We start from the raw sequence: 14,354 nt of genomic DNA, 5'->3' as shown, positions 1-14,354 counted from the left end.
ATTGTGGGGGCTGTATCAGATTCCTTCCGGTGATGGGGGGAGAAGGCACATGTTGTCTGGCTTGGCGGGAGAGATAAGCGTAAGCCCGGCCTGCTGTGCTGTTCTGAGCGCCATGGCTGTGGGGGCGGAAAGCGAGACAAGGGCGCGCATGCCTGCGGCTATGGCTTTGCTGGCCATTTCGTAAGAACAGCGGCTGGTGAGCAGACAAAACCCGTTTGTAAAACCCGGAGTGTTTTTAAGGCCATGGCCGATAAGCTTGTCGAGCGCATTGTGCCGCCCCACATCTTCCCGGATTGCTGTAATGGACCCATCAGGGGCACACCAGGCAGCTGCATGGAGCATGCCTATACCAGCATTGAGTGTCTGGTGGTCCCGCAGGTGCCGTAATGCGTGGCGTATGGCAGACAGGTCCGGTGTATAAGCCTCAACTGTGTTCTGGTCGCGGGCGGCAATGCTGCTCATGTCAGACCCACAGATGCCACAGCCAGTGCGCCCTGCAATCGGCCGCCTGCTGCGCGCCAGAACCGTGCGGAGCGCATCAGCACTTATGCGCATATCCACCTTTAACCCACCGGGTATAGAAGATATGGCGATATGCCTGATTTCGGAAACGTTTTTAACAAGACCTTCCGTTATTGAAAATCCGATAGAAAAATCATCAATATTCTGCGGAGTTATCATCATAACGGCATAGTCTATACCGTTATAGACCAGAGAAAGTGGCACTTCTTCTGCCAGATTTAATGTCTCATTTACGGTCTGGGGCGCGCAGTCCTGCGCATTTTCCCAGATTATTCTTTTGACATGGCAGGGTTCTGAAACGGCAAAAGATGTTTGCTCATGCACCACGGCAGTTACTCCCGGACTGGGCCTGCCCTAGTGAGCGGACTTCATGCAGGTCTTCGGGGGTATTGATGTTTACAAATGGATCTGACGGATAGAGGTGAGAAAAATCTATTGCCTGCGCATGCAGGGCATAAGCCAGAGTGCAAACCCGTGTTGTCTGTTTTCGGTTCTGCTCTGTTACGCTGGCCAATTGTGCGGCCAACACTGCACGGGCTTGGGTAACAGGCCATAATGCGACCAGAGAATGACGCTGCTCCGCATAAACTGCATAAGATGGTGCGGGGAGCAGAGTGCCAGCCAGATCATGCGGGATAAAAGGCGTATCAACTGGCACACTGAGCAACGCATCAAACCCTGCGGATTCAGCCCATTCCAGACCACTTAACAGCCCGGCCAGAGGGCCTACGTCAAAATATGTGTCAGGCAGAACCGGGTAGTGCCAGGCGCTAAACCTTTGTGGGTTGCCATTGGCACTTATGGCTATGCCGCTGCATTGCTGTTCAAGGCGGGTAATAACCCAGTCGATGCAGGGTTTATGCTCTATGTCCATAAAAGCCTTGTCCGCATAATGCATACGCCTGCCCTGCCCGCCTGCCAGCACCAGTCCTGCTATTTTTAACGTATGTTGCATAATAAGCTGTGTCTCTACCCGTTTGTGCTGGTTATTGTGCGTGTGTCCGCTTAAAAAGCAACGGCTCATTTCAACACAGTATGGACTGGCCTGCTCGTGACATCCCTTTACCGCAAACAACGGGTTTTTGGCATTATCGGGCGGAGTGGTTCGGGTAAAACGCACCTTGTTAGCCGCCTTATTTCTTGTTTTTGCCAACGCGGGCTAAGTGTTTCCACAATCAAACATACCCATCATGGGGTGGATATGGATACACCGGGAAAAGATACATTCCAGCATAGGCAAAGTGGGGCGGCGGAAGTTATGCTTGCAACACCTGCGCGCTGGTTTTTACAGCACCAAAGCCCGACCCCACCCAAGCTGAATGACCTGCTCAAGGCCATGCAGCCAGTTGATCTGATTTTGGTGGAAGGGTTCCATGCCGATGTTCCGGCCTGTGTAGAAGTCTGGCGCCCTATAACCGGGAAAGAGCCGCTATTTATAAATAACCCTCATATTCAGGTTATTGCTACAGATAATATCCCTATGAAAAACCCAGAAGAAAAAAAGGTTTTTCTTCCCTTGGATGATACACAATCTATTGCTGATTATATTGAGAGTAATACTTTTTTGTGGAATATAACGTAAAAATATGCAGTCACATTCTATACACTGCAAAACAGCGTTGCAGAACACCAATCTCCAATTTCTATAGCTTGCCCGGGAGAAACTTGCAGAATCCCATCAGCACGGGAAAAACAGAGAACATCAGATGCACCTTGTGAAGGTACAAGAGAGAACACCCCTTCCTTACCAACTTGGGCGTAGGTAACCGGCATAAAGCCAGTTGCATCTGACAGAGCAGAAAAAGAAAAACTGCTTCTTCCCTGTATGGTTGGGAAGAGTGCGAGGGTTGGTCTGTGCTCCATCCATGAGCGGATGAATGGCAGAACAAAAACCTGCGCACATATAGCCGTAGCCCCCGGATTGCCGGGCAGGCAAAATACGGGCACCGGGCCTAGCCGCATAAGAGTAAACGGTTTGCCCGGCCGGATTTTGGCACGCCGGAACAGGCAGGCTGCGCCAAGCTGTTCCATAACCGGTAGCACATTATCTGTCTGCCCAACAGAAATACCCCCGGTGGTAACCAGAATATCCGAGTGTTCTGCCAGTTCAGATATGGCCGCTTGCAGGTCCTCACGGCTGTCAGAACGCACAATGCGGCTTGTTACAGTTGCCCCCTGCCGCGTTAGCATTGCATGGAGCAGTGGGGTATTAATTTCCGCCCGGCTATCCGGGGCGGAGAGAGCAAACTCGGCCCCACTGGCAATAACACCCACCCGACAAGGCCTGTAAACCGGAACCTGTTTGATATTCTGGCTGACAAGAAGTGCTATATGCCGCCAGTCAAGCTTCTGGCCAGCGGTAAGCAGGGTAGAACCAGCGGCAAACTCTTCCCCCACCTGGCGGATGTTTTTGCCAACGGCTATGTCGGACAGGGCAAGGTGCAGCAAACCGTCGTGCACTTCCACCCGTTCACGCGCGATTATGCAGTCTGCCCCTGTGGGGAGGCGGGCACCTGTTAGAATGGTCGCGGCAGTGCCTTTATTGTGGGGTGCGGGCTGGTCCCCGGCAACAACGTAATCCCGCAAGGGAATGGTGCAGCGCGTCTGGCCGGTATCCACAATATCAGCACAACAGAACGCATAACCATCCATGGCGGAAATATCGGCTTCTGGGCGTGGAGACAGCGCATGTAATGCTGTGGCCAGAACGCGCCCATCGGCCTGATGGATGGGGACGTATTCAACTTCCGGGGCGGGCAGCGTTGTAACCAGCGCCGATAAAATACGTTGCGCGTGCTCGTAGCTTACCATGGCCGGGACAGGTGTGTGTTCAGTAGCAGCCGATGGTTGAAGTAAGTGCACGCGACAGTCCGTAACGTTGTTATGCAGGGAAGGAGAACGGGTTAATACCTACACGCATAAAGCCTTCTGTTTCCATAGCACTGTCCAGCAGCAGGCTCCCCAGATCATCAGCCACGGCTTCCTGTTCCGGGTCATAATCCAGACGGAGCGTTTTAATGTAGCTTTTGCAGTCCCCGCAGGTTTCGATCTGGATAGCAGATTTTGCATCATCCAGCATCCAGTGATCTATCTGCCCGCTGGCGTCACAGGCTACACAAACAGCTCGGACCCGGTGCCAGCGTACTTCGCACAGGCTGCATTGCAGGTAGCGTAACCCTTCGCGCGCGCCGCCCATAACAAGGCTGGCAACCGGTGGGGCATGGCAGCATGGGCAGTGTGTGGCATGCGCCAGAGGTTGTGTAATGCCCTCCCCTTGCTTGCGCGCGACAGCCTGCGCCCAGCAGGTAGAAAGGGCTGCCCACAGCACAACGGCAACACCGGCATCAACCTGTGCATAATCGGCCTGCAAAAGGTGCGTGGCGGCTTTGACAAGCTCCGTTTTGTCAGCAGACAGAGTGCCAAGTGCCTGAGCCACTTTTTGCGGAAGCATGGGTGCAAGCTGTGTCGCGAGTGTTGCGTAGGCAGCCTGCCAGCACTGTATGTTGCCAAGGCTGTGTTCGAGTTGTGTTGTGTCGGAAATGCCCTGTTTGAGCAGGTTGTGAATGGCCTCTACATCAGCTTGCTCAAGAGGTGCTTGCGCAAGACTATCCTGCTGGGCCTGCACCAGATGCGTTAGAAAACGAAAATACTCTCCGTTCTCGCCCTGCAAAAGAGCCTGTGCCTTCAGCCGTTCAATACGGCGGGCATAAAGCTTGTCCAGCATGGGGTAAATGGCTGGATCAATCGCCACAACCCCGGGGGTGCGTTTATCCGGAGCGACAATATCTGAACTGCTCAGCATCAGCCATGCCTTTTGGATGGCAGGGGTTTGGTCGGCGCGACTTCTTCTTCATACCAGCGGTCATGATGCTGCCGGGCCCATGCGCGTGAGACATAGCCACTGATCATGCCGCCAATGGAGCCACGCACCCAGATGCCCATGTAAATATGCCCGATAACCAGCAGGATAAGTGCCAGCCCGGCAACGGAATGCGCCAGAAGTGCAAGGCGGAGAACAGGGATGGGAAACAGAGCGGCAAAGTACGCCCGCCAGATCATCAAACCGCTAACAAACAGCAGACTGATCAAGGACATAATGCCCCAGAACAGGATCTTCTGCCCCGCATTGTATTTGCCGATCTGGAGTTTTTGCCCGTGCTTGTTCAACAGCACATCCACAATATGCTTGAACCATGTCAGGTCCGTGCGCACAAAAAGGTTGTGGTGCACAAAGCGGACAAACATGCACATAAGCAACCCAAAAACGGCAATGCCTAAAAAGGGATGCAGCACACGGGCAAGCTGTGGCGGGCCAAGCACATAACCCAGCCAGTTCAGGCTCGGGAAGAACCAGGACAGCCCTGAAAGAGCGACCAGCATAAAGCACGACACCATGCTCCAGTGGAACAGGCGGTCAATAAGCTTGGTACGTAAGACCAGATTGCTGTTGTCCATTATGCATCCCTCCCGTTGTCGTTCGGGCCCTGCCCTGCATCTTCCAGTTCTTTTTCTGGCTCAGCTGGCGGTGTTTCGTCAGTCGTGTTGGCACCAACGCCCATATAGTGGGCAAAAGCCCCGGCCAGAGTTGCAATAAACCCAAGCGCGCCTACGGGTTTAAGCCACTCTTTCCAGCCACGGACAACGGGGCTGATATGCGGGTCATCTGGCAGGCGGTGGTACAGGCTGGGCTGGTCCGCATGGGTGAGAACATACATAACATGCGTGCCCCCCACACCGGCGGGGTCGTAAAGCCCTGCGCCTTCATGGCCACGCCCTTTGAGTTCTTCCACCCGAGTGTCCGCAAGGTCGATCATCTCGGCTTTGGAGCCAAAGGAGATTGCACCAGTCGGGCAGGTTTTAACGCAGGCAGGCTCCTGCCCCACGGCAACCCGGTCGGCGCAGAGAGTGCACTTGTAGGCCCGGTTGTCTTTTTTGCTGATGCGGGGAATATCAAACGGACAGCCCGCAACGCAGTAACCGCAGCCAATGCACTGTTCGGACTGAAAATCCACAATGCCGTTGGCAAACTGCAAAATGGCACCTGGGCTCGGGCATGCCTTCAGGCAGCCCGGCTCGGCGCAGTGCATGCAGCCTTCCTTGCGTAACAGCCATTCCAGTTTGCCCGCTTCATCCTCACGTTCATCAAAGCGGATAACGGTCCAAGTTTCCGGTGTCAGGTTGGCAGGGTTGTCGTACACCCCCACGTTGTGCCCGACCTCGTCCCGCAGGTCATTCCATTCCGAACAGGCGACCTGACACCCCTTGCACCCGGTGCAAAGGGAGACGTCAATCAGCTTGGCCACTTCCTGTTCATGACTGCGGGCCTGTGGCAGCGGCGTCAGTCCGTTGGTGGCGGAGCGGCGGATAATGTCTTGTGACTGCATACCCATCAGCGCACCTCAGACTTTCTCAACATTAACAAGAAAAGCTTTAAATTCAGGCGTCTGGGAGTTGGCATCCCCAATGGCCGGAGTAAGCGTGTTTGCCAGATACCCCTTTTGGGTCGCGCCCTTGAAGCCCCAGTGGCAAGGCACACCGACCTGATCCAGATCCTTGCCCATAACACTCAGGCGCTTGAGTCTTTTTGTGACCACGGCTTTGGCCTCGATATACCCCCGGTGGGAGGAAACGCGCACCATATCGCCCGCCGCAATGCCAAGCTTGCCTGCCAGTTTGTCTCCAATTTCCACAAACTGTTCAGGCTGCATGATGGCATTCAGTCTGGAGTGTTTTGTCCAGTGCCGGAACAGCTCCGTAATGGAGTATGTCGTGGCCACATACGGGTACTGGGCCGGGTCACCCATACGGGGCTTTTCGTCCGCATAAAAGCGTGCCGCCGGGTTGCGAAGCGTGGTTTTACCCAGCGCAGAGGACAGAACCGGGGTTTCGGTTGGTTCGTAATGTTCCGGGAATGGCCCATCAACCAGCTTGTCACCACCGGCAAACAAGAGGCCAACGCCTTCACTGTGCATGATAAACGGCCCAACACCGCTATTGGGTGGAGACGTGACGGGGTAATCCGGCACATCGCCTCCCCCCCAGCGCTGCCCGTCCCAGGCAATAATCTGCCGCTTGGGGTCCCATGGACGCCCCTGTACGTCAAGCGAAGCGCGGTTATACAGGATACGGCGGTTGGCAGGCCATGCCCATGCCCAGCCGGGCGTGGTGCCCAGACCTGTATCGGTATTGTCGCGCCGGGCCATCTGGTTCCCTGCTTCGGTCCAGGAGCCGGCAAAAATCCAGCAGTAGCTGGCTGTGGTGCCGTCATCTTTCATGACCGAAAAATCAGGTAGCAGTTCGCCCCTGCGCACAACAACCCGCCCCTTGTCGTCCGTTATGTCGGCCAGTGCGTAGCCATTGGCTTCCTTGGCGACTTCTTCAGGCGTTGGGTCTTCAGGGTCCTGATAGTTCCACTGCATATTCAGGACAGGTTCGGGGCTTATGCCGCCTTCCTTGGCATACAGCGCCCGGAGCTTGGTAAAAATGGTGCCGATAATACGGCCATCGTTCCACGCATCGCCCGGTGGTCTGGCGCCTTCGTAGTGCCATTGCAACCAGCGCGCAGAATTGACGATAGACCCGTTTTCCTCCGCAAAGCAGGATGCAGGCAGCCTGAAGACTTCCGTCTGGATGTCCTCAGGCTTCACATCATTAAAGGTGCCTTCATTCTGCCAGAAGTTGGCTGTTTCCGTATCCAGCGGGTCCATGGTGATCAGGAACCGGAGTTTGGAAAGCGCATCACGCATGCGGTTTTTATCCGGCATGGCGGCAAGGGGGTTAAAGCCCTGCGCAATGTAACCGTTAACCTTGCCCTGATGCATCATTTCAAAATAGGCCAGCATATCGTAGCTGCGGTCCCATTTTGGCAGCCAGTCATAACCCCAGTTGTTTGTGGGCGTTGCGTGGTCACCCCACAGGGTTTTCATCAGGCTGACAAAGAATTTGGGCGTATTGTGCCAGTAATTGACCTGCCCCGGTTCGTCCGCATGGGGGGTTACGGCTTGCAGGTAGGTATCCAGCGTCTGCTGGCTGTCCTTGGGCAGGTTCATATAACCCGGCAGGCGGAGCGACAGCAGCCCGAGGTCGGTATAACCCTGGATGTTGGAATGTCCGCGCAGGGCATTGAGGCCACCACCGGGCATGCCAACATTACCAAGCAGAAGCTGAATCATGGCGGCGGTGCGGATGATCTGCGTGCCGTTGGTGTGGTGTGTCCAGCCCAGTGCGAACAGGATGGTTGACGTCAGGTCCGGTGCGCTGGTCGCTGCAAGGGTTTCGCAGACATGCAGGAAGTCTTTTTCTGGCGTGCCGGTAATCTGCGTTACCACATCGGGTGTATAGCGTGCGGCGTGCTCGCGTAGCAGGTTGATGACACAACGCGGGTTCTGCAACGTTGGGTCGGTAACGGCATACCCTTGCGCGTCACGCTCATAGGCCCAGGAAGACTTATCGTAGCTCCGCTTTTCAGCGTCGTAACCGCTAAACAGCCCTTCATGGAAGCTGAAGTCCTCACGCACCACAAACGATGCATTGGTGTAGGACTTCACATACTCATGCTGGATCTGGTCATGGGTGAGCAGGTAGTTGATCACCCCCAGCAAAAATGCGCCGTCCGAACCTGCGCGGATGGGGGCATAAAAGTCTGCTACGGCTGCACTGCGGTTGAACCGGGGGTCCACCACCATAACCTTGGCGCCGTTGCGGATTTTGGCTTCCATGACCCATTTAAAGCCAACCGGGTGCGCTTCGGCCGGGTTGCCGCCCATGATCAGCACAACGTTGGCGTTTTTAATATCCACCCAGTTGTTGGTCATGGCACCGCGGCCAAGGGTTGGACCAAGGGCAGAAACGGTGGGGCCGTGGCATAGGCGGGCCTGACAGTCCAGAGCCAGCATACCCATGGATCGGGCGAATTTGAAATCCAGCAGACCGGTTTCGTTGCTGGCGGCGGAAGACGCCAGCATACCCGTTGTGAGCCAACGGTTAACGGTTTCGCCTTTTTCGTTCTTCGCTATGAAGTTCTTGTCACGATCATCCTTGAGCAGGCGGGCAATACGGTCCGTAGCCTCTTCCCAGCTGATCCGGGTCCATTCCTTGCTGCCGGGGGCACGATAGGAAGGATAATGCAGACGGCCTTCGCTGTGAATGAAATCCACGAGCCCAGCCCCTTTGGGGCATAGCGAACCACGGCTTACAGGATGGTCTGGGTCGCCTTCGATATGGAAGATGCTGGGCTTGGCGTTTTTGGCACCGTCACCCAGAGAATACATGAGCAGCCCACAGCCAACCGAACAATATGTGCAGTTGTTCCGTGTTTCCTTTGCACGTAGCAGCTTGTACTGCCGCGTTTCCTGCGCAAAAGCCTGTGGTGGGGCGAAACCAAGGGCAATGGCGCTGGCTCCCCCCACGCACGTTCCTGCACTTTTTAAAAACTCTCTGCGCCCCAGAGCCATCTGAACCATCCCGGTTTTGTAAAGAAATAGTAATAATGAACCTGTATATATACTTTGCAAATTAAAGCATTGATCAGGATCACATTGGCGTGCTGTACGGCCAGATATTCGTGCTTTTATGCATAAATGCCGGGGAGTGTGGCACAATTGCAAGCACGAAACGTGCCAACCGACCCCGAAGTGGGCAAAATGCAACAGTTATCTATATTTATAAGTATATAGATATATGGCGGGATATTTTTAAATTATACTTAATCTGCACAATGGCACTGCAATCCCAGAAGCGACTTCCCTGCTCTTCATGAGGTGGGGGGATGGAAGGAGCCAGCCATCAGATTATTCATTGGTAGAGCGGGCGATGGATAGCGGATATAAAAATAGTGTGGTGCAGTAATATGCACCACACTATTGTATGAAACGTGTTCCCAATACCTAGAGAAAAATTATCTCGTCTCTAGGTATTTGGAATTATGCGTCGCTTTTCAAAAACTCTTGGTAATATTCGTCTGCCATCTTGCGCAAAGAACGCCCGATAGCTGCATACTGATATTCGCTCAGATTCGCTAAAGATGCACGGGCTGCGGGCTTTTGCACCCCAAAGCCTTCGCCAGGCAGAAGAACAATGCCGGTTTCATCAGCTATGCGGAACAGCATTTCGCCCGTGCTGGCACGCTTGAGCATCCACTTGGCGAATTTTTTACCATACAGCTCACGCGCAACTGTTTCCAGGTCGATGAGCGTATAATAGTCAACTGCGTTGGCGTCTTCCTTGGGTTCAACACCAAGTTCGCGGTAGAGCGTTGCTTCCCTGCGACGAATAACTGCCTTGAGAGAAGCCTTGTAGTGGCCGGTTTCGTCCATCAGGGCAAAAAGGGCGAACAGCACCATCTGCACCTGCTGGGGGGTGGAAAGGCCGGCTGTATGGTTCAGGGCGACTGCACGGCTGTCTGCCACAAGACGATCAATGAACTTGAGTGCGCCGGCATCTGTTGTCAGGCTGGAATAACGCCGCCCGAGGTCTTTGCGCACGCCTTCGGGAAGAGCGCGGAGCAGGCCATCAATGGCGTTGTCCTTGTGAACGCCAATAACGCCCAGACGCCAGCCGGTTGCCCCAAAATATTTGGAGAAGGAGTAAACCAGAATGGTGTTGGCCGGACACACCGCATAAAGCGAGCGGAAGTCATCTGCAAAAGTGCCATACACATCATCAGTCAGGATCATCAGGTCAGGACGATCATTTTTGACAATGGATGCAATCAGTTCCAGCGAGGTGTCATCCATTTTAACGGATGGCGGATTGCTGGGGTTGACGCAGAAGAAGATTTTAACCGCCGGGTCCTTCAGCTTTTCCAGTTCAGAAGCAGGATACTGCCAGTTCATGCTCGGGTCGGCATGAATGGAAACCACTTCCAGCCCGTATTCGTCCAGCTGTGGGATTTCAATGTAAGGCGAGAAAACGGGCAGACCGATAGCGACTTTATCTCCCTTCTTCACCAAGCCATTCTGCTTGAGCGTGTTGAAGATATAAGCCATGGCAGCAGTGCCGCCTTCGGTTGCAAAAAAGTCCGTGCTTTCAACCGGCAGGGCGCTGCCCACCATTTCACGCAGCACGTAGTGGCCTGCAATCTGCTCGCTCATGCTCAGCATGCGTGGTGGGGTCGGGTAATTGCACCCCAGAATGCCCTCAACCATTTCATGCAGGAAGGCGGAAGCGGAAAGCCCCATTTGGTCGCGCACATAGCTTAGTGCCCGACCCAGAAAGAAAATGCCGCTTTTGTCACGGTTGTCAGCCAGAAAACGCTCAAAGCGTTCTTCAATACCTTCCACACGTGCCTGACCGCCCACACCAGCCGTCATGTAGGAAAATGACAGTTCAGATTCCGAAACGGCAAACTGACCAAGGTGGAAAAAAGCCGAGCGAGGGAGCGTGGCCAAAAAATTCGGGTTGCCGCGGCCAGCATTCAGCATGGCGCGGTCTGTATGGCTGGATGCCAGACGAATGAGTTCGTCTTTCAGCTCAAACGGGCTGAGATCTTTGAACTTGGCGTAATCAATAGCCATCGTGTTCTCGCTTTCAGAAAATGCAAAACAGGGTCAGGAAAAAGCAACAACCAAAGGCCCGAGCAGGGTCAGCAGCACGTTTGCCACGGCATAAGTAATGGCAAAGGGGGTTGTTGGAACAGAATTGCCAGCTTTGTTCAGGACTTCCCCAAAAGCCGGATTGGCACTGCGTGAGCCAGCCAGAGCACCTGCAAAAATGGCGGTATTATCGTAACGCAGCACATAACGGCCGAACAGCATGGTCAGCACAAGCGGCACAAGCGTTACAACAACCCCGAGCATGAAGAGCGTAACGCCGTGCTCGACAATGGTTGCCACAGCCTGCTGGCCAGTTTGCAACCCAGTGACCGCAACAAAGCCGGAAAGGCCAAGGTCCACCAGCAGAGCGGAAGATGCCACCGGCATATTCCCTTTTGTGCTATGTTTGCTTTGGTACCAGCCAAACAAAAGGCCGGATAGCAAAGCGCCCCCACCACTGCCCAAAGTCAGGGGAACAGAACCCAGACGCACAACCACCAGCCCCATCAACAGGCCCAGAACCAAGCCGCAGCCATGGAAAACAAGGTCGGTTTTTATGCTGCTGGTCAGGATTGGCCCCAACTGGGCTGCAACGCGTTGTACATCCTGGCTGGTGCCATAGAGCGAGATAATATCGCCCGATACGGCACGCAGGTCAGCATTCAGGGGAACGGGCTTTCCGTTCCGGCTGACACCCATCAGGTAAACGCCATGCCGTGCGGATGCTGCGAGTTGCTGCACACATTCTGGCATCGTCTTGCCAAAAAATGCCTTGTTGGTCAGGGCAATGTCACGACGCACCATGGTGACATCCATGCCGTCTGCATTACGCATTTCCTTGCCCAGCGTCTGCCCGGCAGCAATAACATCGGCCCGGTGCCCAAAGAGCAGGACAACATCCCCTGCGGCAAGCTGTGTGTCTGGCGCAAGACCGAGGATACTGCCGTTGCGGCGTATCTGCTCCACTGTAACTGCGGGTGTTTCTATCTGGCTAACCGTTTGTCCGCTTTGTGCAACGGTAAAAATACGCCCGACCAGTTCCGGCAATGCAGATTGTTCACCGTCTGCATAAATATGCACACCGCCCATCTGTGCGGCTTCGGCCTTCAGGGCGTCTTCACGAATACCGCGCTTTGTGAGCCAAGGCAGAATATTAACGCAAAGAATAATGGGGCCCAAAGAGCCAAAAATATAGGTAACCGCGTATCCAACCGCGACATTCCCCTGCATCTGCTGGACCTGAGCCAGCGGAAGCCCCATTTTTTCCAAGGCGGAACTGGCTGTTCCAATAATGGCGGACTGCGTGAGACCGCCTGCGGCAATGCCAGCAGCCAGCCCTTTGTCCAGATGGAAGATACGGGCAACGGTTACAACAGTCAGCAGGCCACTTACGGCCAGAACAACAGCCATAAGCACTTCACGCATGGATTGACGCCCCAGCGAGCGAAAAAACTGCGGACCGCTTTGAAAACCAACGGCATAAATAAAGAGTGCAAACAGCACGGCCTTAATGCCGGAATCAATGTGAATACCAATTTGACTGATTGCAACAGCGGCAAGCAGTGATCCAGCTACCCCACCAAGCTGGAAGGAACCAAAGCGGATTTTTCCTATAGCGTAGCCAATTGCAATGGCCAGAAACAGCGCAATTTCTGGGCATGAATTGAGCAGCGTTTTAACAAAATTCGTTATTTCCATGCAGTAGGAACTTCGCTTCTCTGGTTTTCAAAGCCTACATTTCTGTTGTGACAGGCTGTGCTGTCAAGTGACTCTTTGAGGGATTGCAAATAATACCGGCAACAATAGTTTCAATGCCGGATTGTTACGGTATGACTACAAAGTAAATATTCGTGTTTTAATCGGTATTATTTCCATACTGTATGGATTTTTTCGTTGGCCGATGTTATACGGGCGACCCCCATATGATCTGTATTAAGTGCGGCAAAGAACGATAAAAATGATAGGTAGAACAACAATAAATTATCAGAAATTGCTTGCTGCATCCGGGGTCCTGCTGACTTTTTACATGGGAACAGCGCGCGCGGCAGATGGGCAGTGGTACACAGGCTCACTCGTCTCCCCTTCCGGGGCAGAAGCGCATGCGGGTCTTATTGGTATTGAACCCTATTATAGCTACACACAGCCGATTGGCCGCTTTGCGTCGGACGGCACCAGCCATCCGCAGCATCCACGGCAACAGACGTTTAGCAACTCCACCATGTGGAAGTACGGTATTACTGACCATATCAGTATTCAGGCACATACCGTGGTTAATTACGGCTGGGAGCGTGGGCAAGGTCACTCTTCCGGGCCTAAATTCGGCGATTTTCCAGTAGATATGGTCTGGCGGTTTGTGGATCCTAATCCTAAAAAATACATTCCGGCCTTTAACCTTTTTGCTGGGGTGTATTTCCCTACGGGGGATTATAACAAACTACAGCACAAACAGGACAGTAGTGGTACGGGGGCCTATGTGTTCCGTATGGCCATTACTGAGCAATCTACTTACGTTATAAATGGTGGCCATGCCTTGCGTTTGCGCACATGGGGGTGGTTCCGCCATGCGCTTGCTTCTACACATCTGGAAGATGTGACGAGTTATGGCACTGGCAACGGCTTCCATGGTCGTGGTCGCCCTGGAATGAGTGGGCAGACTGGCTTTTCTCTGGAATATGGGCTGAACCATTCGTGGGTTCTGGCCATGGATCTGGCGCGAGACTGGGCAAACGGTTCTCGCATATGGGGCACCAATGCGACGGGCAAGCATGTTGACCGTATTGCCTCCAGCAGTGGTGACTGGCAGATCGCGCCTGCTGTGGAATATAGCTGGAGCCCTCGTTTTGGGGTCATTGTTGGCTCTGCAATCTATTATGCTGGCCACAATACAGGTGTTAAAGTTTCGCCGCAGTTTGCGGTGAACATGATTTACTAAAAATAAAAAAGGCATCTCATTACGTAAATGAGATGCCTTGGCGCGAGCCAGAGAGCCGAGCGAATTACGCCAGCGTAAATTCGTTCAGCAATCCTTTAAGCTGGCGGGCCTGTTGTGCCATGCCGGAGCTTGCTGCTGAGGTTTCTTCCACCATTGCCGCGTTCTGGCGAGTGCCCTGATCAATGGTGGAAACTGCATTATTGACTTCCTGCAAAGCCGTAGCCTGTTCGGAGGCTGCTTCTGCAATGCCTTTCAGGTGGAGGGATCGAAGAACCGTTGATTGATGTGCTTGGCGGGTAATTTCTGGCTTTTGGCGATTTGATTGACGGTTTTTGCGATGGCATCCGGTCTGCGTTTTGAGCAGATTG

At 53.9% G+C, this 14,354-nt stretch carries 11 protein-coding genes and 1 pseudogene; 2 read left to right on the top strand and 10 right to left on the bottom strand.

The window, feature by feature from the left end; all coding sequences use genetic code 11:
• Positions 1-15: 15 nt before the first annotated feature.
• Both fdhD and mobA read right to left on the bottom strand, forming a co-directional pair.
• Positions 16-846 carry a formate dehydrogenase accessory sulfurtransferase FdhD gene (gene fdhD / locus GOB83_RS11340; RefSeq protein WP_165926182.1) on the bottom strand — a complete coding sequence of 277 codons (831 nt, stop codon included), beginning with the start codon at positions 844-846 and terminating at the stop codon, positions 16-18.
• Complete coding sequence (gene mobA / locus GOB83_RS11335; protein WP_165926127.1) at positions 839-1,477, bottom strand: molybdenum cofactor guanylyltransferase; 639 nt, start codon at positions 1,475-1,477, stop codon at positions 839-841. The genes fdhD and mobA overlap by 8 nt, the downstream gene beginning before the upstream one ends.
• A gap of 96 nt (positions 1,478-1,573) precedes the next feature.
• Between mobA and mobB the strand changes: the two genes are divergently transcribed.
• Positions 1,574-2,104, top strand: a complete 531-nt coding sequence (mobB, locus tag GOB83_RS11330) for a molybdopterin-guanine dinucleotide biosynthesis protein B (protein ID WP_165926126.1) — start codon at positions 1,574-1,576, stop codon at positions 2,102-2,104.
• A gap of 17 nt (positions 2,105-2,121) precedes the next feature.
• On the opposite strand, the gene GOB83_RS11325 is transcribed toward mobB, so the two are convergent.
• The 7 genes from GOB83_RS11325 to aspT form a co-directional block, all read right to left on the bottom strand.
• The gene (locus GOB83_RS11325; RefSeq protein WP_264802468.1) at positions 2,122-3,384 is read right to left on the bottom strand and encodes a molybdopterin molybdotransferase MoeA; all 1,263 of its coding nucleotides are present in this window, start codon (positions 3,382-3,384) and stop codon (positions 2,122-2,124) included.
• 19 nt (positions 3,385-3,403) lie between these two features.
• Complete coding sequence (gene fdhE, locus GOB83_RS11320) at positions 3,404-4,324, bottom strand: formate dehydrogenase accessory protein FdhE (RefSeq protein WP_165926125.1); 921 nt, start codon at positions 4,322-4,324, stop codon at positions 3,404-3,406.
• Positions 4,324-4,977, bottom strand: coding sequence for a formate dehydrogenase subunit gamma (locus GOB83_RS11315; protein WP_086646029.1), 654 nt, complete (start codon positions 4,975-4,977; stop codon positions 4,324-4,326). The genes fdhE and GOB83_RS11315 overlap by 1 nt, the downstream gene beginning before the upstream one ends.
• Positions 4,977-5,912: a formate dehydrogenase subunit beta gene (gene fdxH / locus GOB83_RS11310; protein WP_086646030.1), complete on the bottom strand. Its 936-nt coding sequence runs from the start codon at positions 5,910-5,912 to the stop codon at positions 4,977-4,979. The genes GOB83_RS11315 and fdxH overlap by 1 nt, the downstream gene beginning before the upstream one ends.
• A gap of 9 nt (positions 5,913-5,921) precedes the next feature.
• Complete coding sequence (fdnG, locus tag GOB83_RS11305; RefSeq protein ID WP_165926124.1) at positions 5,922-8,975, bottom strand: formate dehydrogenase-N subunit alpha; 3,054 nt, start codon at positions 8,973-8,975, stop codon at positions 5,922-5,924.
• A gap of 468 nt (positions 8,976-9,443) precedes the next feature.
• Positions 9,444-11,036, bottom strand: coding sequence for a bifunctional aspartate transaminase/aspartate 4-decarboxylase (locus tag GOB83_RS11300; RefSeq protein ID WP_086646031.1), 1,593 nt, complete (start codon positions 11,034-11,036; stop codon positions 9,444-9,446).
• A 33-nt stretch (positions 11,037-11,069) separates the two neighbouring features.
• A complete protein-coding gene (aspT, locus tag GOB83_RS11295) occupies positions 11,070-12,752 on the bottom strand; it encodes an aspartate-alanine antiporter (protein ID WP_165926123.1) in 1,683 nt (560 codons plus the stop codon).
• A gap of 328 nt (positions 12,753-13,080) precedes the next feature.
• Between aspT and GOB83_RS11290 the strand changes: the two genes are divergently transcribed.
• Entirely contained in the window at positions 13,081-13,986 is a 906-nt protein-coding gene (locus tag GOB83_RS11290; RefSeq protein WP_233129088.1) for a hypothetical protein, read from the top strand.
• 64 nt (positions 13,987-14,050) lie between these two features.
• Here GOB83_RS11290 and GOB83_RS11285 read toward each other — a convergent pair.
• Positions 14,051-14,354: pseudogene (locus tag GOB83_RS11285) on the bottom strand (hypothetical protein); the annotation flags it as partial.

The organism is Acetobacter fabarum, from assembly GCF_011516925.1.
GTDB lineage: Bacteria > Pseudomonadota > Alphaproteobacteria > Acetobacterales > Acetobacteraceae > Acetobacter > Acetobacter fabarum.
This window is presented reverse-complemented; position numbering and strand designations above follow the sequence as displayed.